At 67.2% G+C, this 23,049-nt stretch carries 20 protein-coding genes and 1 tRNA gene; 3 read left to right on the top strand and 18 right to left on the bottom strand.

Annotated features, from left to right (window positions below):
* Positions 1-36: 36 nt before the first annotated feature.
* The 13 genes from glyA to ACPXB3_RS13810 form a co-directional block, all read right to left on the bottom strand.
* Positions 37-1,260 (bottom strand): serine hydroxymethyltransferase, encoded by a 1,224-nt coding sequence (gene glyA / locus ACPXB3_RS13870; protein ID WP_425727958.1) that lies wholly within the window; start codon positions 1,258-1,260, stop codon positions 37-39.
* Positions 1,257-1,913, bottom strand: coding sequence for an L-threonylcarbamoyladenylate synthase (locus ACPXB3_RS13865; protein ID WP_425705536.1), 657 nt, complete (start codon positions 1,911-1,913; stop codon positions 1,257-1,259). The genes glyA and ACPXB3_RS13865 overlap by 4 nt, the downstream gene beginning before the upstream one ends.
* Entirely contained in the window at positions 1,910-2,857 is a 948-nt protein-coding gene (prmC, locus tag ACPXB3_RS13860) for a peptide chain release factor N(5)-glutamine methyltransferase (protein ID WP_425705535.1), read from the bottom strand. The genes ACPXB3_RS13865 and prmC overlap by 4 nt, the downstream gene beginning before the upstream one ends.
* Positions 2,854-3,960: a peptide chain release factor 1 gene (gene prfA / locus ACPXB3_RS13855; RefSeq protein ID WP_425727956.1), complete on the bottom strand. Its 1,107-nt coding sequence runs from the start codon at positions 3,958-3,960 to the stop codon at positions 2,854-2,856. Before prfA ends, prmC begins: the two co-directional genes overlap by 4 nt.
* A gap of 282 nt (positions 3,961-4,242) precedes the next feature.
* Positions 4,243-4,470 carry a 50S ribosomal protein L31 gene (rpmE, locus tag ACPXB3_RS13850; RefSeq protein WP_425705533.1) on the bottom strand — a complete coding sequence of 76 codons (228 nt, stop codon included), beginning with the start codon at positions 4,468-4,470 and terminating at the stop codon, positions 4,243-4,245.
* 221 nt (positions 4,471-4,691) lie between these two features.
* The gene (gene rho / locus ACPXB3_RS13845) at positions 4,692-6,662 is read right to left on the bottom strand and encodes a transcription termination factor Rho (protein WP_425727954.1); all 1,971 of its coding nucleotides are present in this window, start codon (positions 6,660-6,662) and stop codon (positions 4,692-4,694) included.
* Between the two features lie 402 nt (positions 6,663-7,064).
* Positions 7,065-8,033, bottom strand: a complete 969-nt coding sequence (gene thrB, locus ACPXB3_RS13840) for a homoserine kinase (RefSeq protein ID WP_425727952.1) — start codon at positions 8,031-8,033, stop codon at positions 7,065-7,067.
* The gene (thrC, locus tag ACPXB3_RS13835; protein WP_425705530.1) at positions 8,014-9,108 is read right to left on the bottom strand and encodes a threonine synthase; all 1,095 of its coding nucleotides are present in this window, start codon (positions 9,106-9,108) and stop codon (positions 8,014-8,016) included. The genes thrB and thrC overlap by 20 nt, the downstream gene beginning before the upstream one ends.
* Positions 9,101-10,435: a homoserine dehydrogenase gene (locus ACPXB3_RS13830; RefSeq protein ID WP_425727950.1), complete on the bottom strand. Its 1,335-nt coding sequence runs from the start codon at positions 10,433-10,435 to the stop codon at positions 9,101-9,103. Before ACPXB3_RS13830 ends, thrC begins: the two co-directional genes overlap by 8 nt.
* Positions 10,436-11,854, bottom strand: coding sequence for a diaminopimelate decarboxylase (gene lysA, locus ACPXB3_RS13825; protein WP_425705528.1), 1,419 nt, complete (start codon positions 11,852-11,854; stop codon positions 10,436-10,438).
* A complete protein-coding gene (argS, locus tag ACPXB3_RS13820; RefSeq protein WP_425727948.1) occupies positions 11,851-13,503 on the bottom strand; it encodes an arginine--tRNA ligase in 1,653 nt (550 codons plus the stop codon). Before argS ends, lysA begins: the two co-directional genes overlap by 4 nt.
* A 102-nt stretch (positions 13,504-13,605) precedes the next feature.
* Positions 13,606-14,196, bottom strand: a complete 591-nt coding sequence (locus ACPXB3_RS13815; RefSeq protein WP_425727946.1) for a class II glutamine amidotransferase — start codon at positions 14,194-14,196, stop codon at positions 13,606-13,608.
* Positions 14,197-14,236: 40 nt separating this feature from the next.
* Positions 14,237-14,479, bottom strand: a complete 243-nt coding sequence (locus ACPXB3_RS13810) for a hypothetical protein (protein ID WP_425705525.1) — start codon at positions 14,477-14,479, stop codon at positions 14,237-14,239.
* Positions 14,480-14,651: 172 nt separating this feature from the next.
* On the opposite strand from ACPXB3_RS13810, the gene ACPXB3_RS13805 reads away from it, so the two are divergent.
* The 3 genes from ACPXB3_RS13805 to ACPXB3_RS13795 are packed head-to-tail and all read left to right on the top strand — an operon-like array spanning position 14,652 to position 16,271.
* Positions 14,652-15,029 carry a cupin domain-containing protein gene (locus ACPXB3_RS13805; RefSeq protein WP_425705524.1) on the top strand — a complete coding sequence of 126 codons (378 nt, stop codon included), beginning with the start codon at positions 14,652-14,654 and terminating at the stop codon, positions 15,027-15,029.
* Between the two features lie 59 nt (positions 15,030-15,088).
* Positions 15,089-15,592: a helix-turn-helix domain-containing protein gene (locus tag ACPXB3_RS13800; RefSeq protein WP_425705567.1), complete on the top strand. Its 504-nt coding sequence runs from the start codon at positions 15,089-15,091 to the stop codon at positions 15,590-15,592.
* Positions 15,549-16,271 (top strand): nucleotidyl transferase AbiEii/AbiGii toxin family protein, encoded by a 723-nt coding sequence (locus tag ACPXB3_RS13795; protein ID WP_425705523.1) that lies wholly within the window; start codon positions 15,549-15,551, stop codon positions 16,269-16,271. Before ACPXB3_RS13800 ends, ACPXB3_RS13795 begins: the two co-directional genes overlap by 44 nt.
* A gap of 108 nt (positions 16,272-16,379) precedes the next feature.
* On the opposite strand, the gene ACPXB3_RS13790 is transcribed toward ACPXB3_RS13795, so the two are convergent.
* From ACPXB3_RS13790 to ACPXB3_RS13770, 5 genes are all read right to left on the bottom strand, one after another.
* Positions 16,380-16,452 (bottom strand) — tRNA-Arg (locus tag ACPXB3_RS13790).
* A 56-nt stretch (positions 16,453-16,508) separates the two neighbouring features.
* Entirely contained in the window at positions 16,509-19,475 is a 2,967-nt protein-coding gene (locus ACPXB3_RS13785) for an AAA family ATPase (protein WP_425727944.1), read from the bottom strand.
* Between the two features lie 10 nt (positions 19,476-19,485).
* A complete protein-coding gene (locus tag ACPXB3_RS13780; RefSeq protein ID WP_425705521.1) occupies positions 19,486-20,685 on the bottom strand; it encodes an exonuclease SbcCD subunit D in 1,200 nt (399 codons plus the stop codon).
* Positions 20,686-20,754: 69 nt separating this feature from the next.
* Positions 20,755-22,284 (bottom strand): MFS transporter, encoded by a 1,530-nt coding sequence (locus ACPXB3_RS13775; protein ID WP_425705520.1) that lies wholly within the window; start codon positions 22,282-22,284, stop codon positions 20,755-20,757.
* Positions 22,281-22,985, bottom strand: a complete 705-nt coding sequence (locus ACPXB3_RS13770) for a helix-turn-helix transcriptional regulator (protein WP_425727942.1) — start codon at positions 22,983-22,985, stop codon at positions 22,281-22,283. Before ACPXB3_RS13770 ends, ACPXB3_RS13775 begins: the two co-directional genes overlap by 4 nt.
* Positions 22,986-23,049 lie beyond the last annotated feature (64 nt).

Genomic DNA, 23,049 nt, shown 5'->3' with positions numbered 1-23,049 from the left:
ACGGTGAACTACGAGGGGATCGGGCACCCGATCAGGCTACCCGGCGAGCAACTCGGCGATCGAGGCACGGATCCGTGCGTGTTCGGCCGGGTCGGACAGTGCCTCGACCATCCATTCGGCGATCTGCCCCATCGTGTCCACGTCGCTGCCGGCAAGGGTGGCGATCGGCGTGCCGATGCGGATGGCCGAGCCCTCGGTCGCCGGACGTGGATCGAACGGGAGTACCGCCTTGTCGACCACGATGCCCGCCTCGTGCAGGCGTCGCTGCGCCTCGACGCCACTGAGGCCCGACGCGGACACGTCGACCACCGCGAGATGGGTGTCCGTACCACCACTGACGATGCGCAGCCCGCGCTCGGTCAGTGCGGCGCACAGCGCCCGCGCGTTGGCCACCACCGCACCCACGTGCGCGGCGAACTCCCCCGACGCGGCCTCGGCGAACGCTGCTGCCTTTGCGGCGACGACGTTCATCGCCGGGGCTCCCTGGGTGAAGGGGAACACCGCCTTCTGCAGCGCCGGACCGTGGACACCCGCGCCGAGCAGCACACCGCCCCGCGGCCCCCGCAACACCTTGTGCGTGACCAGTGTCACCACATCGGCGTATGGGACCGGATTCGGGGCCGATCCGCCGGCGACGAGTCCGCCGAGGTAGGCGGCGTCGACCCAGAGGATGCAGTCCGCCTCGTCGGCGATCGCCCGGAGTGCGGGGAAGTCGATCAGTCGCGAATACATCGCCGAGCCCGCGATCAACAACCGTGGCCGATGAAGCAGTGCGAGATCACGAATCTGGTCGTAGTCGATCAGCTCATCCGATTCCGACACCGAATACCGAATCGGGTTGAACCAGCGACCGGAGAAGTTCGCCCGGGAGCCGTGGGTCTGATGGCCCCCGTGATCCAGGCGCAGCGACAACACCGGGTCGCCGGGCTGGGCGAATGCGGCGTACACCGCGGAGGCCGCCGCGGTTCCCGACACCGGCTGCACGTTGACGTATTCGGCACCGAACAACTTCGTCGCCCGGGCGATGGCAAGCTCTTCGATCTCGTCGACGACCTCGCATCCACCCTGATACCTGGCACCCGGATAACCTTCGGCGTAGGTGTCACTCAGTGATGTCGCAAGGATGCGGCGCACCGCCGGGCTCGCGATCGTTTCGCCGGCCACCAACTGCAATGTCTCTGCGCGACGCCGGGTTTCGCGGTCGACCAACGCACCGAGCTCCGCATCGATCGGGTCGCCGTCGATGCCGGCGTGGATCACCGCTGTACCAGATCGGCCGGCCCGACATCGAGAACCTCGGCGATGTCCTCGACGCTGACCGCTCCTTCCCGCAATATGCGCGGCGCGCGCCCGGTCAGATCCACGATCGTCGACGGCTGAGCCTTCGCCGATGTGCCGCCATCGAGGTACACCGACACGGAGTCGCCGAGCTGAGCGCGGGCCTGCTCCGCGGTGGTCGACGGCGGTTGGCCCGAGACGTTGGCGCTCGACACGGCCATCGGGCCGACCTCGCGCAGAATCTCGATGGCGACCGGATGCAGCGGCATGCGCAGCATCACGGTCCCCTCGGTGTCGCCGAGGTCCCAGGCCAGCGACGGCGCCTGCTGAACCACCAGCGACAACCCGCCCGGCCAGAAGGCCTCCACGAGCGCGCGCGTCTGGGAGCCGACACCGAGTACGAGGCCGTCGACGGTGTGCCAGGAGCCGACCAGCACCGGCACCGGCATGTCGCGGCCACGTCCCTTGGCCGCCAACAGCTCGGTGACCGCAGCGGAATCGAATGCGTCGCAACCTATTCCGTACAACGTGTCAGTGGGCATGACAATCAGCCGACCGGCCTTGGCAGCGCCGACCGCCGCGCGAATCCCGGTGGCTCGCTGGTCGGGTTCTGTGCAGTCGAAAAGTGAGCTCACCGATCCATCCTCGCACGCGCATCATCGGCGCCCGGCGCACTACTCTCCGAGGCCCATCCGGCGCGCCGTCGCGCGGTGACGAACCGCGGCCGTCCCACGAGATCTCGATGCACCTCCGCCCCGGCAAAGGCGCCGGTCGCCGCCACCGCCCCGACCACCGATCCGGAAGTGGAGTCGTCATGTTCGATACCGACCTGACCCCCTGGACACAAGATCTGCGCGATCACCTCCACCATCGGCGTGATCACCGACATACCGTCGTCACCCCCGAAGACCGCCATCTCGGGATCGGCGAGCACCTCGCGCGACACGGCGGCGTTCCGCGGGACGTATGGGGGGTTGCTCACCACCAACTCGACCGGGCCGTCCAAAAACGACAACACCGCGCGCGAATCCGTCGCATCGCCCACATGAATTCCAACGCGATCGCGCAGACCAGCCCGTTCAACATTGCGGCACAACCACTTCGCCGCCTCGTCCGACTTCTCCACCGCATGAAGCCGGGCCGACGGCACCGCGACCGCCAGCGCGATGGCGAGCGCCCCACTGCCGCTGCACAGGTCCACGATCGTGAGGGTCTCCCCCGGTCCGCCGAACGCCCCGGCACCGATCGCCGCCCGCGCTTGCCCGACCGCCCATTCGTAGAGAAGCTCGGTCTCCGGGCGAGGCACGAACACCCCCGGCCCGACCAACAGATCCACCGGGCCGAACGACGCCGAGCCGGTGAGATGCTGCAACGGAACCCGACGGGCACGAGCGCCGACGAGCTCGTCGAACTCGTGCGCGGTCACATCATCGAGGTCGTCGGCCACCAGCAGACGCCCCCGTGACACTCCCAGGACGTGAGCGAGCAGCCACTCGGCGTCGGCCCGCGGCGAATCCACACCCGAAGCCGCGAGCATCGCCGAGGCATCATCGATCGCGACCCGGACCGCTCGGCTCACTGCGCCTCGAGGCGGGTCCGACGATCCGCGGCGACCAGCGCGTCGAGCAACGCATCCATCTCCCCGTCGAGCACGGCATCGAGGTTGTTGGCCTTGAAACCGATGCGGTGATCGGTGATTCGGTTCTCCGGGAAGTTATAGGTACGGATCCGCTCCGAGCGATCAACGGTGCGGACCTGCGCGGCCCGGCCCTGCGCGGCCGCCGCCTGCGCCTGCTCCTCGGCCGCCGACTGCAGCCGCGCGGCGAGCACCTGCATGGCACGCGCCTTGTTCTGCAACTGCGACCGCTCGTTCTGACACGTGACGACGATGCCGGTGGGCAGATGCGTGAGGCGCACCGCCGAATCGGTCGTGTTGACGCCCTGGCCACCCTTGCCCGACGAGCGGTAGACGTCGATACGCAAATCCGACTCGTCGATCTGGACCTGTTCGGTCTCCTCAGGCTCGGGATAGATGAGCACGCCCGCCGCCGACGTGTGGATGCGGCCCTGCGACTCGGTGACCGGCACACGCTGCACCCGGTGCACACCACCCTCGAACTTCAACCGCGACCACACCCCATCGCGCGAGGCCTCGCGCGCCCGGATCGACAGCGTCGCTTCCTTATAGCCACCCAGATCGGACTCGGTGACACCGAGAACCTCGGCCTTCCATCCGTGGCGCTCGCAGTACTTCGCGTACATCCGTGCCAGATCCGACGCGAACAATGCCGACTCCTCGCCGCCCGCACCGGATTTGATCTCCAACACCACATCGTCGCCATCGTGGGGATCACGCGGCGCAAGCAGATCGGTCAACGTCGCATCGAGCTGGGCGGCCGTCTCCTCGAGACCCGGGATCTCCTCGGCAAACGCCGCATCATCGGCAGCCAGCTCACGGGCCGCCGAAAGATCGTCACGAGTCACCTGCAACCTGCGGTAAGTCGACATGATCGGCGCAAGCTCGGCAAAACGCTTACCGACCCGTCGGGCCGTCGAGGGATCATCATGCAACGACGGATCCGCGAGCTGCTGCTCCAAGCCGGCATACTCGGCGAGGACATCGTCGATGCTTGAGCTGTTGGCGCGGACTCCGTCCGCGCGGGTATCTGCGCCTTCACGCACCGCTGTTCGTCCTCATCACGTCGTCGCTACGCTCCTCGTTCTTCGTCCTGCATCGCGGCGCGGCGCGAACACTCTACTCTTGGCGCGGACTCCGTCCGCGCGAGTGTTCACGCCCACCTGCACCGCTCTTCGTCCTCATCACGTCGTCGCTAAGCTCCTCGTTCTTCGTCCTGCATCGCGGCGCGGCGCGAACACAGGCTTATCGGTGTAGTCGGCGATAGTGGCGCACAAAAACAGACGACGCCCGGCCGGTCGTGGACCGGGCGGGCGTCGTCGGCGGGCCTACTTGGCGGTGTCTGCCTTCTTGCGCTTGCCGTAGCGAGCCTCGAACCGTGCGACGCGTCCGCCGGTATCGAGGATCTTCTGCTTACCCGTGTAGAACGGGTGGCACTGCGAGCAGACCTCAACGTTGATGCGACCGTTCTCGGCGGTGCTGCGGGTCTCAAAAGTATTGCCGCAACCGCACACGACGGTGGTCGCGTGGTAATCGGGATGGATTCCCTGCTTCATCTTGGTGTCCCTTTCTCATGGTCGCCGGGTCACCGACGTGGATCGTCGGTGTGAACCGGAACCGGACTCGACCGATCAGTATGCCACGTTCACCGCGTCCGACAGAAATCGCCGAACAGCGGCCATGACATGCGGAAACTGATCCGTACAGGCGCTACAACAGGCCGCCCTGCGCGAACATTCCCGTGCCGCGGCGGCCACCGGAGCCGCCGCAGCGTGGGTCAATCGTCCTTCATCGCCCCCGGTGCGTTGGTCTGCACCTGCATCAGGAACTCGATGTTGGTCTTGGTCCTCTTGAGCTGGCTGATCAGCAGATCGATGGCCTGCTGTGAGTCCAGCCCGCTCAGCACACGACGCAGCTTGTAGACGATCCCGAACTCTTCAGGCGACATCAGCAGCTCGTCCTTACGCGTGCTCGACTGGTTGACGTCGACCGCGGGGAACACCCGTCGGTCGGCGATCTTGCGATCGAGTTTCAGCTCGGCATTGCCGGTGCCCTTGAACTCCTCGAAGATCACGGTGTCACCGGTGGAGCCCGTCTCGACGAGTGCCGAGGCGATGATCGTCAGCGAGCCACCGTTCTCGATGTTGCGCGCCGCACCGAGGAATCGCTTCGGCGGGTACAGCGCGGTCGAGTCCACACCACCGGAAAGGATGCGTCCCGACGCCGGCGAGGCGTTGTTGTAGGCGCGGCCGAGGCGGGTGATCGAGTCGAGAAGAACCACAACGTCCTTGCCGCCCTCGACAAGTCGCTTCGCGCGTTCGATGGCGAGTTCGGCGACCGACGTGTGATCTGACGGCGGGCGGTCGAAGGTCGAGGCGATGACCTCGCCCTTGACCGAACGCTGCATGTCGGTGACCTCTTCGGGCCGCTCGTCGACGAGCACGACCATGAGATGGCATTCGGGATTGTTGGTCGTGATCGCGTTCGCGATGTTCTGGATGATCGTGGTCTTACCCGCCTTGGGCGGCGACACGATCAGCGCGCGCTGCCCCTTGCCGATCGGCATGATCAGGTCGATCACGCGCGTCGACAACCGGTCCGGGGTCGTTTCCAGGCGCAGTCGCTGGTTCGGGTAGAGCGGCGTCAGCTTGCCGAATTCGGGTCGCTTCTTCGCGGCTTCCACCTCGGCGCCGTTGACCGTGTCCAGGCGCACCAGCGGATTGAACTTCTGGCGCTGATTGGACTGCTCACCCTCGCGCTGCACCTTGACCGCGCCGGTGATCGCGTCACCGCGGCGCAATCCGTTCTTGCGCACCAGGTTCATCGACACGTAGACGTCGTTGGGGCCGGCAAGATAGCCGGAAGTACGCACGAATGCGTAGTTGTCGAGGACATCGAGAATGCCCGCGACGGGTGCGACAACATCGTCCTCGGAGATCTGCGGCTCGCCCGAGGTGTTCTCGCGGTCGCGCCCACGACGGCGCTCGCGGAACCTACGACCTCGACGACGACCGTTCTGCTCGTCATCGTCACGGTTGTTGTCGCGGCTGTTTCCGCCGTGGCCGCCCTGACCCTGGCCACCTGCCTGGTTGCCACCGTCGCGATTCTGGCCGCCCTCGCGATTGTCGCGATTCTGGCCGCCCTCGCGATTGTCGCGATTCTGGTTGTTGTTGCGGTTCCGGGTCCGGTTGCGTTGGTTGCCCTGCCCGTCGTCACCGTCGGCGTACTCGGCGTGGTTGTCGCGGCGCTCGGTCCGAGCCGGCTCCTCCGCAGGCTCGCCGGCGGGCGTGGCAACACCCGCGTTCTGTTCTCCGACGGCACTCTCGGCGGACTTCTGCTCACCGCCCCGCTTCGGGGCGACACCGGCGTCCGCGGCGGCCACGTCGCCGGTGGCCGCCGGTGGCAACGCATCGGACCGGACGGCCGCAGCGCTCTTGGTCGAACGGGTGCGCGTGGGACGAGCCGCCGGCTCGTCGCCGGCGATCGTCATCTGCTGAGGGGACCTCGCCTTCGCCTGCTCGACGACCTTCGGCGAGCCACCCGCCTGACGTTCTTTGATTGCGGCGATCAGATCGCCCTTACGCATCCCGGAAGTCCCCTTGATTCCGAGTTCCCCGGCCAGGGCGCGCAGTTCACTCAGCACCATGCCGGACAAACCGGTGCGGGTGCGAGTCTTGGGCGCGGTACTGCCCGCTTCGGGGCTGGAGTCTGCGGAAGCGGGTGTCGTGATCAGGTCCGTATCGGTCACGGATGTCCTTTCATTCCCTTGCAAACCGTTGCCGCAAGGGGCTTCATTCCACCTTCGGCCCCGGAATATCCCGAGGTCTGCCAGGTATTCCCGCCCTCGGTGGACGGGTGAGAGATCATGGTCCGGGCTGCGAGTGTCACTCCTGTACTCGAGTGCGCCAGTAACTGCCGGCTCGAGAACGTGATGATCGGGTCGGTATCGGTGAACCGTTCGTTTCACTGTGGATCGGAGTTGCCGATCGCTGATCACCCGAGAACAAGGCTGAACGAGCCTTCGCGGCTAGACGAGCATATGATAACGCGCAGCCTCAGACTGAGCAACACGCCGTCTCGTCCTCTTGTTCCCGGCCGCCCCACGCCGGCCCGCGCAGCCAACCAATTCTGCTCCGGAGGCCAGACCACGTCAGCCTATCTCCACTCCGCCCGCGATCTCTACCGCCTGCGGGACGAATCCGAACTCGACGCCCAGGTCGCGGGCTTGCGCGGGCAACGCACCGGCACCGAGTACCAATACGCTCGGACCGGCACCCGACACCGTCGCCGCGTGCCCGCGTGAGCGCAGGGCCGCGACCAGCTCGGCGGTGGGAACCATGGCCTCGGCGCGGTATGGCTGGTGCAGGCGGTCCTCGGTTGCGGCGAGTAACGCGTCCGGGTCCTCGGTGAGTGCCACCACCGCCAGCGCAGCGCGACTGACGTTATGAACCGCGTCGGCGCGCGGCACCTCGTCAGGCAGCAACCCACGGGTATAGGCCGTCGAGGACTCCGTCGACGGTACGAAGACAGTCGCGCAGATGTCGGGGTGAACCCGCAGCTTGCGGGCCTGATACCGGGCGAGGCCGTCGACGCGTTCAGACCAGGTCACCACCGCCGAACCGAGTACCGAAGCCGCGGCGTTGTCGGGATGACCCTCGAACTCGCTCGAGAATTGGACCAGCTCGTCATCGGTGAGCGGCCGGCCCAGGCCCGACGCCGACAGCAGACCCGAGGCGGCGGCGAGCCCCGACACCGCCGCGGCCGCCGACGATCCCAGCCCCCGGGAATGTGGAATGACGTTGGCGCAGCGCACATGCAGTCCCGGCGCCGAGAAGCCGGCGCGCGCCAGGCCACTCAGAATGGCGCGGACCACGAGGTGATTGGCGTCGAGCGCCACTCGGTCGGCGGCCTCGCCGACGACCTCCACCGACAGCCCAGAGTCGGTGGTCACCACGCTCACCTCATCGTGAACGCCCAGTGCGATACCCAGGCAATCGAAGCCCGGTCCGAGGTTGGCACTGGATGCGGGTACCCGCACTCGAGTCGAAATGCCTTCGGGCAGCTGCCTATAGACGGTATCGGGGGTGACCATGCGGGGCTCAGGCGACGCCGAGCGCATGAGCCACCGCCACCGGATCGACCTCGATCGCCTCGACATCGGGCATCCCCGACAACGCCGTATCGGGATCCTTGAGTCCGTTGCCGGTCACCGTGCACACCACGGTCTCACCGGCGCGAATCCAGCCGTCCGCGCGCGCCGCGAGCAGTCCCGCGACGCTTGCCGCCGACGCCGGCTCGACGAATACGCCTTCGTGTCCGGCGATCAAACGGTATGCCTCCAAGAGCTTTTCGTCGGTGGCCGCCCGGAACTGGCCGCCGGAGGAGTCCTTGGCGGCGACGGCCTGATGCCAGCTGGCCGGGTTGCCGATGCGGATCGCGGTGGCGATGGTCTCGGGATCGGCGACGGGCGCTCCGCTGACGAGGGGCGCCGCACCGGCCGCCTGCACGCCGAGCATCCGCGGCAGCGACGAGGCGATCCCGTCGGCGTGATACTCCGAGTAGCCCTTCCAATAGGCGGTGATGTTGCCCGCGTTGCCAACCGGCAACGCGTGCACGTCGGGCGCGCGGCCGAGAACGTCGACGATTTCGAAGGCCGCGGTCTTCTGGCCCTCGATACGCGCGGGGTTCACCGAGTTGACGAGCTCGATCTCGGTGAATTCCGCGGTGGCCTTGCGGGCGAGTTCCAGGCAGTCGTCGAAGTTGCCCTGCACCTGGATGATCTTGGCGCCGTGCATGACTGCCTGGGCAAGTTTGCCCATGGCGATCTTGCCCTGCGGAATGAGGACGGCGCAGGTGATCCCGGCCCGGGTGGCATACGCGGCCGCCGACGCCGACGTGTTGCCGGTCGAGGCGCACAGCACGGCGGTCTTGCCGTTGTTGACCGCATTGGACACGGCCATGGTCATGCCCCGGTCCTTGAACGAGCCGGTGGGATTGAGGCCCTCGACCTTCAGGTACACCTCGCACCCGGTCAGCTCGGACAGATACGGTGCCGCGACGAGCGGGGTGGCGCCCTCGAGGAGGGTGACCACCTTCCAGTCGTCGCCCACCGGGAGCCGTGAACGGTAGGCCTCGATGAGTCCGGGCCAGCCCGAATGCACGGGCGCGAGCGGGGTTGAGGGGGCGTCAGTCATCGGTACCTTCCATTCGCAATACGCTCGACACCATCAGCACGGCGTCCATGTCTTTCAGGGCCGCAACACATTCCGACTGCGCACGGTCGGGCGCCCGGTGGGTCACGACGATCAGCCGGGCGTCGTCGCCTGCGCCTTCCTGCCGCACGGCGGCCAGACTCACCGAACGCTTGGAGAACTCGTTGGCGATCTGGGCCAGCACGCCCGGACGGTCGGCGACCCGCATCGACACGTAGTAGCGGGTGGTCACATCGTCGATCGGGGCTACGGGCAGCTTCGCGTAGGTCGACTCCAGCGGTCCACGACCGCCGTGAACCTTGTTGCGGGCGGCCATCACCAGATCGCCCAGCACCGCCGAGGCGGTCGGTGCCCCGCCTGCGCCTTGTCCGTAGAACATCAGCCGGCCGGCGCTGCGCGCCTCGACGACCACCGCGTTGAACGCACCGTTGACCGTGGCCAACGGATGCGACAGCGGAATGAGCGCCGGATAGACGCGAGCCGAAACCCGTTGCTTGCCATCGGCGTCCCGAATCCGCTCGCAGATCGACAGCAGTTTCACGGTGCAGTCGAATTTCCGGGCGGCGACGAGGTCGGCGGCGGTGACCGAGGAGATGCCCTCCCGGAACACGTCGGCGGCGGTGATGCGGGTGTGGAAGGCAATCGAGGCGAGGATCGCCGCCTTGGCGGCGGCGTCGTAGCCCTCGACGTCGGCGGTGGGATCGGCCTCGGCATATCCGAGCCGCCCCGCCTCGGCAAGGGTCTCGGCATAGTCGGCACCGGTCTCGTCCATCGCGGAGAGGATGAAGTTGGTGGTGCCGTTGACGATTCCTGCCACGCGTTCGACGGTGTCGCCGGCCAGCGACTGCATCAGCGGCCGGATCACCGGGATCGCGCCGGCGACCGCGGCCTCGAAGTAGAGATCGACCTTGGCATCGGCGGCGGCCGTCGCCAGCTCACCGGTGTACTCGGCGAGCAACGCCTTGTTGGCGGTGACGACCGACTTGCCGCTCTCGAGCGCCGCGCGGATCAGTCCGCGGGCCGGATCGATCCCGCCCATCAGCTCCACGACGATGTCGACATCATCTCGGGTGACCAGGGATTCGGCGTCGTCGGTCAGCAACTCGGCAGCGATGCCACGCGCCCTGGTGAGGTCGCGGACGGCCACCCCACGCAACTCGAGCGGCGCACCGACGCGGGCGCGCAGGTCATCGGCGCTCTCGTCGAAAATGCGCACGACCTCGGTGCCCACATTGCCCATGCCGAGCACAGCAAGGCCGATGGGGCGCCCGCCCGTGCTCGCCCCGGTGGGGTCGTGTGTCGGGTTCACCTAGGTCACCTCCAGCCTCAGGAAATCGTCGATGGTCTCACGCCGCAGAATCACCCGGGCCTGCGCGTCGGCGACGCCGACCACGGCCGGGCGCGTCACCAGGTTGTAGCGCGAGGACATCGAGTAACAGTAGGCGCCGGTCGCGGCCACGCCGATCAGATCACCGGGTACCAGGTCTTCTGGCAGCCAGCAGTCCTTGACCACGATATCGCCGCTCTCACAGTGCTTTCCGACGACGCGGCTCACCGCGGCCGGGGCCTGCGACACCCGTGAGACCAGCCGGACGTCGTACTCGGCCTGGTAGAGGACCGTCCGGATGTTGTCGCTCATCCCGCCGTCGACGGAGACGTAGCGGCGGATCGCACCGCCACCGAGTGCGACGTCTTTGATGGTGCCGACGCGGTAGAGCGTGATGGTGCCGGGACCGGCGATGGCACGCCCGGGCTCGACGGCGATCGTCGGCATCGGCAGCCCGACCGCCGCCGACTCGCGGGCCACGATCTCGGCGAGCTTCTCGGCCACTGCGACGATCGGCAACGGGCGATCCTCGGGAACGTACGAGATACCCAGTCCCCCACCGAGATCCACGACAGATATCTGCGACGTCTTCTCGACGCCGAATTCGGCGACCACATCGTGGAGCAGTCCGAGAACGCGGTGGGCAGCGAGTTCGAAGCCGTCGAGATCGAAGATCTGCGAGCCGATATGACTGTGCAGTCCCACCAGCCGGAGGTTGTCGGTGGCGAAGACGCGGCGCACCGCGTCCATCGCCACGCCGCCGGCGAGCGCGAACCCGAACTTCTGGTCCTCATGAGCGGTGGCGATGAATTCGTGGGTGTGCGCCTCCACGCCGACGGTGACGCGGATCAGCACGTCGGCCACGAGTCCGCGTTCACCGGCCAGCGCGTCGAGCCGATCGATCTCGTTCATCGAGTCACAGATGATGTGGCCCACCCCCGCATCGAGGGCGGCAGCGAGTTCGGCAACGCTCTTGTTGTTGCCGTGGAACGCGATCCGTTCGGGCGGGAACCCGGCCCGCAGCGCGATGGCGAGTTCACCGCCGGAACACACGTCGATCGACAGTCCTTCCTCGTCGACCCAGCGCGCGATCTCGGTGCACAGGAAGGCTTTCGACGCGTAGTGCACACGGCCGTACGGGCCGAAGGCGTCGAGCATGTCCGCGCAGCGCGACCGGAAATCGGACTCGTCGATGACGAACAGCGGCGTGTCGAAGGTTTCCGCCAGTTCGGTGACGCCGACTCCCGCGATCTGCAACTCGCCGTCCTCGTCACGGGCGGCGTTGCGCGGCCACACCTGCGCCGGGATCTCGGCGAGCGCCGCCGGATCGTTGGGCTTCTGGGCCAGATGCGGTGCGGCCACCAGCTCCGCGTGCCGTGGCCCGGCCGGATGCGCGTTCACATCCGCTCCGGTGCGCTCACGCCGACCAGCTCGAGCCCATTGGCCAGCACCTGGCGGCTCGCCGCACACAGTGCCAGCCGGGCCCGATGGATGTCTCCGGGCTCCTCGTCGCCCTGCGGCAGTACCCGGCACCGTGCATAGAAGCGGTGATAGGTGCCCGCGAGGGTTTCCAGGTACCGGCACACGCGATGCGGTTCACGCAGGGCCGCCGCGGTCGTGACGACCTCGTCGAAATCGCCGATCGTCTTGATCAGGTCGCCCTCTTCGGCGGTGTCGAGCAGGTCGAGGTGCTCGATCTGCGGGGTGAGTCCCAGCTCGTCGGCGTTGCGCCCGAGCGCGGCGAGCCGAGCGTGCGCGTACTGCACGTAGTAGACCGGGTTGTCGTTGGATTGCCGCGCGAGCAGGTCGAGATCGATGTCGATGTTGACGTCGATGGACGAGCGGATCAGCGCGTACCGCGCCGCGTCCACCCCGACCGCGTCGACGAGATCGTCGAGGGTGATCACCGTGCCCGCCCGTTTGCTCATCCGCACCGGTTTGCCGTCGCGGACGAGGTTCACCATCTGCCCGATCAGCACCTCGACGGTGTCCGGATCGTCGCCGAGTGCGGCCGCCGCGGATTTGAGCCGCTTGATGTAGCCGTGATGATCGGCGCCGAGCATGTAGATGCACAGGTTGAAGCCGCGGTTGCGCTTGTCGCGGTAGTAGGCGATGTCGCCGGCGATGTAAGCGGCGTCGCCGTCGCTCTTGATGACGACGCGGTCCTTGTCGTCGCCGAACGCCGTGGTGCGCAGCCACCATGCGCCGTCGGACTCGTAGAGGTTGCCGTTGCCCTTGAGTTCGGCGATGCACTCCTCGACCAGCCCCGTCTCGAACATCTTGTTCTCGTGGGTGAAGACATCGAAGTCGGTCCCGAACTCGTGCAGGCTGGTCTTGATGTGGTCGAACATCAACGTGACGCCCTCGGCCCGGAACGTCTCCACCCGCTCGGCGGGCGGCTGGTCGAGCACAGCGGGAACCGTCTCGACGACCTGTTGGGCGATGTCGACGATGTATTCGCCTGCGTACCCGTTCTCGGGGGTGGGCTGCCCGAGCGCCGCGGCCTCCAATGACCGCGCGAAGCGGTCGATCTGGGAGCCGTGGTCGTTGAAGTAGTACTCGCGGGTGACCCGGCCACCGCGCGCGGCGAGCACGCGGCCGAGTGCATCGCCGACCGCCGCCCAGCGGGTGCCGCCGAGGTGGATGGGGCCGGTCGGGTTGGCCGAGACGAATTCGAGGTTGATCACCTTGTCGCCGAACTCGGTGCCGCGGCCGTACTCGCGGCCCTGCTCGAGGACCGTGGCCACCACCGTGTTCTGGGCGGCCGCGGCCAGCCAGATGTTGACGAAGCCCGGCCCGGCCACCTCGGCCTTGGCGATACCCTCCGCGGCCGCGAAGGCGTCGGCGAGCCAGCCGGCCAGATCGCGCGGTACGACGCCGAGCCGTTTGCCCAGCTGAAGTGCGACATTCGTGGCGTAGTCACCGTGGTCGGCGTTACGGGGTCGCTCCACGACGACGGAGTCGGGCACCAGCGACGCGTCGAGACCACGGTCGGCCACGACGGTGCGGGTGACAGTACTCAGCAACACGGCGAGATCGGCGGGAGTCACAACACACCATCCTATGGTCCCGACGCTGGTCGGGAACAATCGGCTCACCCGGTGCCCGGCCCCGCTCGCTCGCGCTGCGCGCCGTCCCGCGGATCGCCGTGCCTACGTCGCAGGTTCGAAGTCCTCGACGACGGGCTCGGCTCCCGCCCGGACGGTGACGAACGACCACTCCGGGATCTCCGCCCAGTGCGTGTCACGGTATTCCGGTTCCAGCGGCTCGGACACGATGATGCGCCCATCGTCGGGCAGCACGATCCGGCCGCCGTGATCGGCTGACGTGAGCCGCATGTGACCCACGGAGTGATACAACGTGCGCGACGACCGGTCGCTGGAATACCGGAGCGCGTGGATCGACTCGCCGTCGGCGGCACAGAACGTGCCGACGAACGGCTCGTCGATCCCGTGCTCGGCACGCGCCGCCTCGATGCGACCGACCATCCGCGCAAACGCATTCTTCGGGTCCGTCTCGAGGCCATAGGTCAGCGCGAGATGGAAGCACACCTCGGAGTCGGCGTTGCCCTCGACAAACGGGTACAGATCCGGCGAGATGTCAAAGGTCAACTCTCGCTTGAGTTCTGGAAAATGCGGGATTGCCCCGTTGTGCTGGAACAGCCATCGGCCGTGGTGGAAGGGATGACAGTTGACACGTTCGACGGTGCCGCCGAGCGCCGCGCGGACGTGTGCCAGGAACATCGGTGACCGGATCTGCTCGGCGAGACGATGCAGGTTGCGATCACCCCATGCGGGTCGGATGTCGGCGATACCTGCCCGGAAAGTCGCGGTCGCCGTACCAACCGAAACCGAATCCGTCCGCGTTGGTCGGCCAGTCGTGGTTGCGCATCATCTTTGTCATCGGCGAACCGGGAAGGTAGAGCTGGCGGGCCTCGAAGCTCTGATCCACCAGCGAGTGCGACGGCCGCGTCAGCAGGTCTTCGAGGTGGATCGGTGAACCTGCGTAGGCCAACCAGCGACACATGGACCGACGGTAGCAATCCACCGGTGCCGGCAACTGCTGTCCATGGAGTCGGCGGCAACGGAATCGGCGGCAACGGAATCGGCGGCAACCGAGTCGGCGACAAGGGAATCGGCAACAGCGGAATCGGCGGCAACGGTCGGCGTCGGACTCTTCTGATCGTTACCCTTGTCCCATGATTCGTGCGATCCGTCTCACCAATGACGCCGACGGCCGTTCCCACGTCGAACACGGCCACATCGACCTTGCGGAGAACGGCACGCGGTCGGCCGCTGTCGACACCACGACGTCGGTGTACCAGGAAACGAGAAGCGGCGGTTCCCTGGGCTGGCACACCGCACCGCGGCGGCAGTACGTCGTCACCCTCGCCGGAATCCTCGATTTCGTGACGCGCGACGGCGAGAGGTTCCGGCTCGAACCCGGTGTGGTCCTCGTCGCCGAGGACACCGTCGGCAGCGGACACGAGTGGACCTTGGTCGGCGACGATCCGTGGCGCCGTCTCTACGTCGGACTGGCCGAGGGCGTGGAGAGCGGATTCAGCGCCGACACCTGAGACGCGATGTTCACCTTCAACACCTGATCGCGGACTTCTTGCAAGCACCTTTGCATAGAATGAGATACATGCCTTCGAGGAATCCGGCCATATCCGATGCCGGTCATGCTGTGTTGGTCTCCGTCGGCGCGGCCATCCGTCGCCGCCGACGTCAGCTCGGGGTGAGCGCAGCCGTCACGGCGGAGTCCGCAGGAATGTCCCGAGTGACATTCCATCGAATCGAAAGCGGAGCGGCGTCGGTCACGGTAGGAGCGCTCGTGAATGCAGCCGAGGCTGTCGGTCTGCACATTCAGCTGACGAATACTCGTCCGCAGCCGGAGAAAAGCGGTGAGGTGGAAACTGCGAATCACGTCGTTCCGGAAGAAGTGAGGGTGGGCGACTACCCACTGTTGAGTGCCGCGGCCTGGCAGCTCGATGCCGATTGCCGACTGAGTGGATTCGAGGCCCTGAGGACCTACGAGCGCAACTGGCGCCACCTTGATCACGCCGCCATGGGTGACGAGGAAAGATCGCTGATCCATGCCCTCGCCGACAAGTACAGCAAGGGAGTGCTTCTTGTTTAACCGGGACCATCACAATCACATCAAGACAGTTCTCGAGTCACTGAACAGCGAATTGTTCCTCGACGCGAGGTGCTATCTCGGCGGCGGGACGGCGATAGCGCTCCGATTCGGAGAGTTCAGACAGTCGTTGGATCTCGACTTCATGGTGTCCAGTACAGACGGGTACCGAGAGCTGCGAGAGATGGTCAAGGGCCCAGGATTCGAATCCCTCACAGTTCGCGAGCTACCTCTGCTGCGCGAGCCCATGGTCGATCAGTACGGGATACGCGCAATACTCGAAGCAGCAGGCGTGCCCATCAAGTTCGAGATCATTTCGGAGGGGCGCATCAGCTTCGAGACCCCTGGCCCCGACGACGAGATCTGTGGCATGAGAACGCTGTGTCTTCTCGACATGGTGGCGAGCAAACTTCTAGCGAACTCCGACAGGTGGGCCGACACTTCCGTTTTCAGCCGAGACCTGATAGACCTCGCCATGATCGAGCCCGATGACAACCTCATGGATGAGGCGGTCAGCAAGGCAGAGGGAGCGTACGGGGTGTCTGTGGTCAGCGACCTCGACAAGGCCATCGACTATCACCGCGAAAACCCTCACCGCCTCGATCGGTGTATGCGTGAATTGCAGATGGATTCCACACCGAAGGCTCTGCTGTGGGACCGCATGCAGCGCCTGTACCGGTAGAACGCTCTAGCGTCCCGGGAAAACGGATGGAATCGACGATGCGCCTGCATGAATCTCTTTCAAACACAGTAGGCGCACACCGGCCGGAGGCCGGAAGGGATGTCACGGTGCCCCCGGTAGGATTCGAACCTACGGCCTTCTGCTCCGGAGGCAGACGCTCTATCCCCTGAGCTACGGGGGCTCATCGGGGCGGCACTCAGCGTAGCGCACCAACGGGTGGCGACCCAATCCGGCTGGTCATGACACGCCGAGCACACCGTGCATCCGGACGGTGGACCCGCTGGTTCCGCGCAGCACATGGAGTTGGGTCGGGATGCGCGCACGCATTTCGTCGACGTGACTGACCACCCCGATCACCCGCCCGCCGGAGCGGAGATCGTCGAGCACGCCCATCACCAGATCGAGCGCCTCCGGGTCGAGCGAGCCGAAACCCTCATCGATGAAGATGGTGTCGAGGACGCGTCCACCGGATTCGGCCGACACCACATCGGCCAATCCGAGGGCGAGCGCCAGCGAGGCGAAGAAGGTTTCGCCGCCCGACAACGTGGTCGCCGCGCGGACCGCGCCGGTGTATTCGTCGTGCACCTCGATGCCGAGGCCGCCGCGCCTGCCTCGCGGTCCCGCCGCGTCGGAATGGACGAATTCATAACGGCCCGACGACATCTGACGCAACCGTGCCGATGCCGCGACCAACACCTCCTCGAGCCGGGACGCCAGCACGTAGGAGTGCAGCGACATCCGACGTGCGTTCTGGCCGCGCCCGCCGACGAGATCGGCGAGGCCCTGTACCCGTGCGTGCCGTGCCCGCGCCGGGGCGAGAACATCCACCGCAGCCCAGAACTGGGGCACGAATTCTTCGAGCCGGGTGGCGATGCGCACGGCCAGGGCGTGTTCTCGTGCCGCCGTGTCATGGTGCTGCTGGGCTTCGGCCAGGACTGCCGTCAAGGCGGCGGTGTCGACCGGAGCGGCGGCCATGGCGGCGGCGACCTCGGCGTCGGCGAGCGTTTCTTGTGCACCGGCCCGTGCTGCAGCGGCCCGAGAGAGCACTTCGTCCCAGCCATCGATCTGCTGCAGGGGTGCCGCAGCCGCGCGCACCGCGACGACGTCGGCGAATCCTGCTTCACCGCACAGCTTTTGCAGCCGCTCCGTAAGGTCGTCACAGCGCCGCTGCGCACGCCCCGTCTCGGCCCGCGCCTCACGCAGCCCTTGCGCACGCCGACACAGTTCGGCGAGCTCGGCGCGTCGCTGGGCCACCCCGACGCGGCCGCCGGTGGCGTGCGCGACCTCGGCATCGAGAGCCTCGAGTTGTTCCTGCAGCGCGGCGCGACGCTCCACCCGACCCGATCTCGAGGCGCCGATCCGGCCCAGTTCGGTCCGCCATCCCTCGACCTCGGCGTCGATGGCGTTGACCGCGCGTTCGAGCGTCGGGATCGACGCCACCTGGGCCGTCGCGTCGGCGAGTTCGCGGGCGAGTGCGGCGGATCGTCGATCGACGGCCTCCGCCGATGCATCACCGATGACCTCGACAAGATGTGTGCGGCGTTCGCCCAGCGCTACCAGCGCGGTCTGCGCGCGGTTGCGGCGCTCGGCGGCACGGTCCTCGGCGCGCGCGGCGGCAGATTCCGCGGTCTTGGCGACGTCGATCTGCTCGCCTGCATCAGCCGGGGCCGGATGCGCGGCCGAGCCGCACACCATGCAGGGTTCGCCGTCGACGAGCGCTGCGGCCAGCTCGCCGGCCATCCCGACGATCCGTTGTTCGCGCAGGTCGAGGTGATGCTCACGGGCCGCATTGTAACTATCGTGAGCGGTCTGCAATTCTGCTGTGGCCGTGGCGATCTCGGTATCCAGAACAGCGCGCGACTCAAAGGCGGCGATCATCGCGTCGCATCGATCACGCTCGGTGTGCAACCGTTGCGCCACCGCCTTTGCCTCGGTCGCCGCACCCAGGGCGGCCACCGCGGCGGCCCGCCGGGCCGGTGCCGCCTCGAGCAGCGGCGTCAACTTCTCGGATCGCTCATGCGCCGAGGAGATCTCGATATCGAGCCGGCCGATGTCGGCCTGCAGGGCGGGTCGCTGCCCGACTCGCCGCGCGAGCGGCTCCCACCGTGCCGACTCCCCCGTCCAACGGTCGATCGCCGCGTCGAGGTCGGCGTCGGGTGCGAGGAGTGCGGCGCCTTCGGGCAGCTCGGCGAACTCTGTTGCGGCGCGCTCGGTTTGGTGCTGAGCGGCAGCCACCGCCGAGGCGGCGGCGGCGTGGTCGTCGGCCGGGCCCACGATGGGGGCCGCGGCACGGGCGGCGCGCGCGGCAGTACGGACGGCATCGAGCTCGGCAGCGCCGGCGTCGAGCTGCGTCAACCGCGCGGCCGCACCGGCTGCCCGACGCTGCAGTTCGGCCAACCGATTTCCGTGCGTGAGCGCGGCTTGTGCGCCGTCGAGTACCGCCCGGGCCGCGGTCAGTCGTTCATGTGCCGACCCGGCCGATGTACGTGCGTCGGCGAGACATCCGTGCGCCCAGTCGTAGTCGGGTTCGGCGGGCATCTCGCAGTCCGCCACGGCCGCGATCTGATTCGCGATCCGCTCGACTGCGGCGCTCTTGTCGCTCACCAACCGCTCCGCCTGGCGAGCGCGGTCCTTGAGCCACTCCTCGACACCGCCGAAGCGCTCGGTGTCGAAGAGACGCTCCAACAACTCTTCCCGTTCCTCGGAGCTCGCACGCAGGAACCTGGCGAAATCCCCCTGCGGCAGGAGGACGACCTGAAAAAACTGGTCGGCGCTCATCCCGAGCAACCGGGTCACCGCCTCGCCGATCTCGGGTAGGCGCGTCAGCGCGGGACCCGAATCGTCGACCCACGTCAGCGTTCCCTGTGCCTGCTCCCTGGTGAACCCGGTCCCGCGCTTCTTGGGACGGTGGAACTCCGGTGAGCGTACGATTCGCATCCGCCGGCCACCGATGGTGGCCTCCACTTCGACCTCCGGAACCTGTTGGGCGGGAGCATGATCGGAGTGCAGGCGCCGACCCTCCTGGCGTGCGCCGGGTACCCGCCCGAACAGCGCGAAGGCGACCGCGTCGAGCACCGACGTCTTGCCTGCCCCGGTCTGTCCGTGCAGAAGGAACAAACCGTCGGCGGCGAGCGCGTCGAAGTCGATCTCGGTGTCCTCGGCGAAGGGCCCGAAGGCACACATCCGTAAGCGATGCAGTCTCATCGGTACCCGATCACGCGGTCTTGGGTGTATCGGCGTCGAGGTGGAACAGCGCCCACTCGTCGGTACCGGATACGTCCGCCTCGGGTTCACCGACCACGTCGCGCAACGCGCGTTCGATCAGGTCTCGTTCGACCGCATCGGCCTCGTCGCGAACGTCGGCGACGAACGCGGCGATGATCTGCGCGTCGGTGCGGCCGCGAACGCGTGACGCATAGTCCAGGCGCGCAACGGGTTCGGGACGTTCCCAGTGCACGTGCACCGTGTGCGGGAACCGCTCACGCAGACGCCGCATCGCATCGAGCGGCCGGATGGCGTCGGTGAGCGTTGCCTCGATGTAGTGATCGCACACGTCCGCATACTCTGCCGCGGTCAGCAGGTCGTCGAGAGTGCCTGTCAGAGCGCTCAATCCGCGCACGGACGGCAGCTCATGCAGCCCTACGCCTGCTACCCCGCCGGCATCGAGATCGACGAGCCACACGCCCTTGCGGTGGGTGTTCTCGCCAAAGGAGTAGGGCAACGGCGACCCGCTGTAGCGGACTGCCGGGGTGATCTCCTGTGGTGAGTGCAGATGACCGAGCGCAACGTAGTCGATTCCGGAGAACGTCCCGGCGGCAACGGTTTCCACGCCACCGACGCTGATCGACCGTTCCGAGCCGGTACTCGCCGCCCCCACCACGAACGCATGCGCGGCGACCACCGAACGTACGCTCCGGGAGTCGGCATCGGCACGGACACGGTCCATCGCCGCCGTCAGCACCCCCTGATGTCCACACGGATCGTCGATTCCGAATTCGCGCCGGACGGCGTCCGGTTCGAGGTAGGGAATGCCGTAGAACGCCACCTCACCCCACTCGTCGGACAGCAGAACCGGGTCGTCGATGTCGGCGACCGACGTGCGCAGGTGCAGTCCACCGGCGGCGGCGAAAGATGATGCGGCACCGAGACGGGTCGCCGAATCGTGGTTGCCCGAGGTGATCACGATCTGCGCCCCGGCGTTCGCGATTCCCGCGAGGCCGTCGTCGTACACCGCGACCGCGTCGGCGGAGGGTACCGACCGGTCATAGACATCACCGGCCACCACGACCACGTCCACCGACTCGCCCGCGACGACCGAGGCGATGTCGGCGAGCATCTGACGCTGGTCGTCGAGGAGTTCGACACCGTGGAAGGTGCGGCCGAGGTGCCAGTCCGAGGTGTGCAGAATCCGCATGGACAACACCGTACGATCGGCCACCGACAGAACGGGGGAGGCACGAGCGCGCCTCCCCCGATCCCCTCGTCACACTGCGTCGGCGCCCCCGGCGCTCACACCCTCGGCGACCACACCGTCGGCGGCCGGAGCCACCGGTTTCGGCGCTGGGGCCTGATGTTTGGGCCGGACGAGGAACAGGGTGGCGACGACGCCGATGAGCAGGACCGCGGCGGGCAGGTACAGCGACTGCCCCATGGCCGTGGCGAACGGCTCCCGCACCGCGGCAGGCAACTGGCTCACCGCGCTGCTGTGTTCGGTGGTGTTCGCCCCGGGCAGCTCGGCGGCCAGCCGGGTCTGCATCAAAGCACCGACCGCGGCCGCGCCGATCACCGATCCGATCATCCGGGTGGTGTTGTAGACGCCCGCGCCCGCGCCGGCCTGATGCCACGGCAGGTTGCGGGTCGCGGTCGCGGCCAGCGGCGCCCAGATTCCGGCCGAGGCCACGCCCATCAGGCACATCGGGATGATCAACTGCCACACCGGGGTCGCCGGTCGCGCGATCATGCCGATCCACCCCACCGCGACGGCGTTGAGCAGCAGCGCCGAGGCGATGATCGCGCTGGGGTGGACCTTGTCGAGGACACGTCCGACGATCGGCGCGAGGATGCCGGTGAGCACCGCCATCGGGACCATCATCACCGCCGAGCGGGTCGGGGTCATGCCGCCGACCAGCTGCAGGAAGAACATCACCGGGATCATCAGGCCGGAGATCGCGAAGCCCATGGTGGCGATGCCGATGTTGGACAAGGTGAAGTTGCGTTCCCGGAACAACGACAGCGGCACCAGCGGCTCGGTGCGAATCCGCGACTGCCAGTAGACAAACAACGCCATCACCGCGATCCCGCCGATGATCAGCACCCAGATCCAGCCCGTCCAGTTGTACTTCTCGCCGTCCTGGATGCCGAAGACGAGGGCCGAGAGCCCCACCGCGGAGAGCACGACGCCGATCCAGTCGAAGGAGTGGTCATGGGTCTCGACCGAGGGCACCAGGGTCGCCGCCAGGATCAGGCCGACGATGCCGACGGGCAGGTTCACGAAGAAGATCCACTCCCAGCCGAAACTGTCGGTGAGGATGCCACCGAGCAACGGACCGACGAGCGTGGCGACGCCGGCGACGGTGCCCCACACACCCATTGCGGCGCCACGCTTCTCGGGCGGGAAGATGCGGGTGATCAGGGCCATGGTCTGCGGGGTGATGAGTGCGGCGCCGATGCCCTGCAGGGCGCGGGCGGCGATGAGCTCACCGATGGAACCGGAGAATCCACACCACACGCTCGCCGCGGTGAAGACCACCAGACCGATCTGATAGACGAGTTTCGGACCGTATTTGTCACCGAGTCTGCCGGTGACCAACAACGGAACCGCGTAGGTGAGCAGATAGGCGCTGGTGACCCAGACGATGCCGTTGACATCGGTGTGCAGCGCGACCTGGATCTGGGGCTGGGCGACGGCGACGATCGTCATGTCGACGAGAATCATGAAGAAGCCGACGCACAGCGCCATCAGGGCCAGCCATGGACGGTTGGTCACCGCCGCGGGTGTGGTGGACGAACTCATTTCCGGATCACTCTCTGTGAAGATCTTGCGGTGGACGGTTCGATTGCAGGCGCCGCCGGCGATTCCGGCGCGGGGGTCGAGAACGAGTGTTGCATGGCGGCCCAGCGGGATCCCGGGTCGTCGAGCCATTCGACGCCGCCTTCGGACAGCCGGTCCAAAAACTCTGCGAGCCAATCGATCTGGGATCGCAGAGTCACGATGCGGCAGCCGGCGTCGAGGTAGAACATCTCCGGGATGCCGCGCGCGCGCGCATCCGCGTCGGCCTCGACGATGTCCGACAACTCCGCGCGCATCGCCTCGATGCGCACCGACAGCAGCTCGATCACGCGCTGCAGCGGCAACGCGTGTGCCTCCGACAAGGCCAGATACAGATCGGGGTATTCGGTCGGATGGCGTTGGAGGATCTGTTCGATGTTGGCGACCAGCGCGCCGCGGCCGGTCGCGGTGATCGCATAGACGGTCCGCTCGGGCCGGTTGCCCTCCCGGCGCACGTCGTAGACCTCGATCAAGCCGTTGCCGGCGAGGCGGTCCACCGTGTGATAGAGCGTGCCGGGACGGAACTTGACCAAGCGGTCCTCGCGCCGCTCCATCGCCGTCTGCGCCATCTCGTAGGGGTGCATCGGTCGTTCGGCGACCAGCCCCAGGATCAGTACCGCCAACGGCGCCAGCGGACCGTCACACCCCGCGCGGCAGTTCTCCATGGCAAACCTCCGATGCCCCACATCGACCCAAATACTCCACGTGGAATATACGCGATGGAGTGAT

Source organism: Gordonia sp. DT219 (genome assembly GCF_049847065.1).
Taxonomy (GTDB): Bacteria; Actinomycetota; Actinomycetes; order Mycobacteriales; family Mycobacteriaceae; genus Gordonia.
Note: the sequence above shows the minus strand (reverse complement) of the source record. Positions and strands in the feature narration are given on the sequence as shown.

What these genes read in the sequence shown, in the direction of transcription:
- ACPXB3_RS13775 (WP_425705520.1), bottom strand. Translation starts at nt 22,284, where the DNA reads ATGAGTTCGTCCACCACACCCGCGGCGGTGACCAACCGTCCATGGCTG.
- ACPXB3_RS13785 (WP_425727944.1), bottom strand. Translation starts at nt 19,475, where the DNA reads ATGAGACTGCATCGCTTACGGATGTGTGCCTTCGGGCCCTTCGCCGAG.
- ACPXB3_RS13810 (WP_425705525.1), bottom strand. Translation starts at nt 14,479, where the DNA reads ATGTGTCGCTGGTTGGCCTACGCAGGTTCACCGATCCACCTCGAAGAC.
- ACPXB3_RS13795 (WP_425705523.1), top strand. Translation starts at nt 15,549, where the DNA reads ATGCCCTCGCCGACAAGTACAGCAAGGGAGTGCTTCTTGTTTAACCGG.
- rpmE (WP_425705533.1), bottom strand. Translation starts at nt 4,470, where the DNA reads ATGAAGCAGGGAATCCATCCCGATTACCACGCGACCACCGTCGTGTGC.
- ACPXB3_RS13800 (WP_425705567.1), top strand. Translation starts at nt 15,089, where the DNA reads ATGAGATACATGCCTTCGAGGAATCCGGCCATATCCGATGCCGGTCAT.
- ACPXB3_RS13770 (WP_425727942.1), bottom strand. Translation starts at nt 22,985, where the DNA reads ATGGAGAACTGCCGCGCGGGGTGTGACGGTCCGCTGGCGCCGTTGGCG.
- ACPXB3_RS13805 (WP_425705524.1), top strand. Translation starts at nt 14,652, where the DNA reads ATGATTCGTGCGATCCGTCTCACCAATGACGCCGACGGCCGTTCCCAC.
- ACPXB3_RS13815 (WP_425727946.1), bottom strand. Translation starts at nt 14,196, where the DNA reads ATGTTCCTGGCACACGTCCGCGCGGCGCTCGGCGGCACCGTCGAACGT.
- thrC (WP_425705530.1), bottom strand. Translation starts at nt 9,108, where the DNA reads ATGACTGACGCCCCCTCAACCCCGCTCGCGCCCGTGCATTCGGGCTGG.
- ACPXB3_RS13780 (WP_425705521.1), bottom strand. Translation starts at nt 20,685, where the DNA reads ATGCGGATTCTGCACACCTCGGACTGGCACCTCGGCCGCACCTTCCAC.
- thrB (WP_425727952.1), bottom strand. Translation starts at nt 8,033, where the DNA reads ATGCGCTCGGCGTCGCCTGAGCCCCGCATGGTCACCCCCGATACCGTC.